Source organism: Vibrio sp. V39_P1S14PM300 (genome assembly GCF_009904765.1).
In the GTDB taxonomy this organism is placed as follows: Bacteria; Pseudomonadota; Gammaproteobacteria; order Enterobacterales; family Vibrionaceae; genus Vibrio; species Vibrio proteolyticus.
The window spans coordinates 1-2971 of the sequence record NZ_WXWP01000083.1 but is presented as its reverse complement, the minus strand read 5'-3'; the positions used below and the strand labels follow the sequence as shown (position 1 = coordinate 2971).

Annotated in this window: 1 protein-coding gene; it reads right to left on the bottom strand. The window is 48.2% G+C overall.

What is annotated here, in order from left to right; translation table 11 throughout:
* Positions 1–206: 206 nt before the first annotated feature.
* Positions 207–2861, bottom strand: a complete 2655-nt coding sequence (locus CAG65_RS03935; RefSeq protein WP_161452323.1) for a beta-N-acetylhexosaminidase — start codon at positions 2859–2861, stop codon at positions 207–209.
* Positions 2862–2971 lie beyond the last annotated feature (110 nt).

Below are 2971 nucleotides of genomic sequence, written 5' to 3'. Positions count from 1 at the left end.
TTGTCACCTCAATCCTTTGAAATAAGAAATCCATTGCGCAAAAAACATACCAACAAGTAAAATCCTTAAAATTCATACGGTTAAACAACAAACATTATCATCAAAGATCAACTTATTGTTCTTATTACCAATTTTTAATTAAATCGAACAAAAAATTAGCACAAAAAAAGCCAGCGTTTCCGCTGGCTAGATATCAGAATCTATATTCACTTGATACTGGTGATCCGACTACTCCGCTCACCACTGGCAGACACTGAGCGAATAAAAACCTCTCCACTCACTTCTGGACGCTGTGAGTCGATGTAGGTCTGCCACTGCGTGCCGTCCAGAGAATATTGCAACTCAACCCCGGGAAATTGCACGTTCATTGCCAGTTGTCCTTGCTCAATTCTCGCCCCCGGAACGGGCAGACGATAATCAATACCCGCCTTTTCCAGTTTCGCCAGTTCACGTTGCCCTAACAGGTTAGCAAACCGGTTGTAATCCTGATTTAAAGCCAGTTTATCGACAAGGTTGGTTTGCTGTGAATACTCCACACCCACCTTGTAGTCGTTCTCCCAACCGGCGCGGTGCCAGGCACGTTCAGCCGCTGCGAGTACTCGAGGAAAAACCATGTACTGATACTGCTCGTCATTACGTACGGTTTCAGACCATAACTGAGCCGATAGTCCATAAAATGGTTTAGCCTCGATCTCACCTTTTCCCGAGAAGCCATTGCCGTCTCTATCGAACGATGTTTCTGCGTTCTGCGGAAGGTTTTCCGGAGCAAAGCCGAACATCTTACGAGTGTCCGTTGCTCGCGTCGCCCAATAATAACCACGCTCTTTCGGGTCCGCTTCATAGGGCATGTCCATGTAGACATAATCCGGGTTCGACACTATCACGTCATAACCCTTTTCAGCCCATTCATAGGCTGATGAGGTGCCGCCCCAATACAATACATCCCAGAAGTTGACGCGGGTTGTTTCCGTCGCAAATGAATCAGCACCAGCGTCACTGTACTTTAGCCCATCTTGCCAGGCCTGGAAGTGGGTAATGCCTTTTTCGGCCACCAGCTTGGATACCTGTTCAGCAAAATGGCTTGGCAGATGCGCGAAATCGCTGACTTCTCCGCTATTAATCAGGGTCTGACACTGAGGGGATTTGGCAAACGGTTTGTCCTGCTTTGACAAATCAATCGTTCCTTTCCAACTGACTTTGTCTTTTGCATTCAGATCCTGGAATCCCGCTCCCAGCTTAATATTCTTCGCTTCGTCACCGCCAAAATGCCAGGTTGTCAGTGGCATACCAGCTTGCTTATGCATCGCAGCGACTTCAGAGATGACCTTGTCAACAAAACGGGTGGAAGATTCCAGACATGGGTTAATGAAGCTTTGCTTATTGTAGAACTGAACCGTGGTGACATTGGACGTATCCTGCGGATCCATTAGGCGGAACTCATTCGCCAATGCTTCCTTACCTTCCGCCATCAGACGTGTATAACGCGCTTCCATTGCAACAACTGCTGCACGCGCATGCGCCGGCATGTCAATTTCCGGTATCACTTCAATATTGCGCGCTTTGGCGTATTTTAATATAGCAATGTAATCCGCCTTACTGAAATACCCACTACCAAAGTTATCGCTTGTCGGCCCAGATCCTAACTGAGGTAGCAGACAACGTTGCTCATCAGTATCAAAACAGCGCTTTGAGCCAATCTCTGTTAGTTCAGGCAAGCCCGGAATTTCGATACGCCACCCTTCATCATCGGTCAAATGAAGATGCAATTTGTTCATCTTGTATGCAGCCATTTGGTCCAGAGTCGCCAGAATCGCCGCTTTGGAATGGAAGTTACGTGCAACATCCACCATGATCCCTCGATAGTCAAAACGAGGAGCATCTTGTATCGCCAGTTGCGGCAACGATGTCGGATTCTGACTGTCCGTCAGGCCAAAAATCGATTGTACCGCGTAGAAAGCGCCGGCCTGGTCAAACGCTTTGATCCTGATGCCATCACGCTTAATGTTCAGCGCATAGGCACCGGATCGGGCAAATTCAGTCGAAAAATCATCCGGTTTAATTGAGATGGTCACGGGGAATGCGCCGTTGATGTTCAGGCCAAGCACATTCGCTCTCGCTTCAAGGGCAGCAAATTGATCTGCATTGAAGACCGACTTTGGCAATGCTATCCCCTGGGCAATGTCCACACTGCCCGAACCAACGTTCACTTGCTGCGGAGTGGGCAATAACGTGGCGGACACATCTTGAAGTGACAAATCGGTGTTGTTATCAAAACGCGACTCCGCCGTAGCAAACACATTGTTGTCATCCGGTGTGCGCTTGAGGTTGCCACCTGTCAGACCTGACACAAACGTGCCCACATCTTCACTGTCGAGCGATGCCATCACTTTCGGTTGCGCATTGGGCGCTGTGACAAACGCACCAGGCAGAAAGTCGGTTTCGAATAATTGCCAATACTCACCAATCAGCGGCAACACCACTTTTTCGCCGGGCGCAAAACCGTCGAATTTCTCAGTGGGCTCCAGTTTATGCAAATCCCCGGTCACTCGGGTTACTTTAAACTGATCGTTATCCACATCCAGAATCAGTCGGATACTGTGGAAGTAGATTGCCCAGTCAGTGGCGTTAATCGCATCTCCCTGATTGACCAGCGTCATATTCACCTGATTACAAGATGCCCATTCCGCCCCTAAATCCTGACACGCCAAACCTTGATTTGCACCGTGATTGGTGATGACCTGATACTGAATATCCAAATTGTCGGCCAGAGCATTTACAACCTGCTGCTCCGTACTTTGCATCGACGCACATCCTGCCAACATCGCAATCACTGAAGCCGCTACAACACTATGTTTCAACATCCTACTTCCCCCCAAACAGTGAAAAAACAGCCGCTAGCCCGGCTTTTCTTCACCATACAAGAAGTTATTTTTTAGCGTAAAATTATTCAGATTGAGACGTGATCCATATC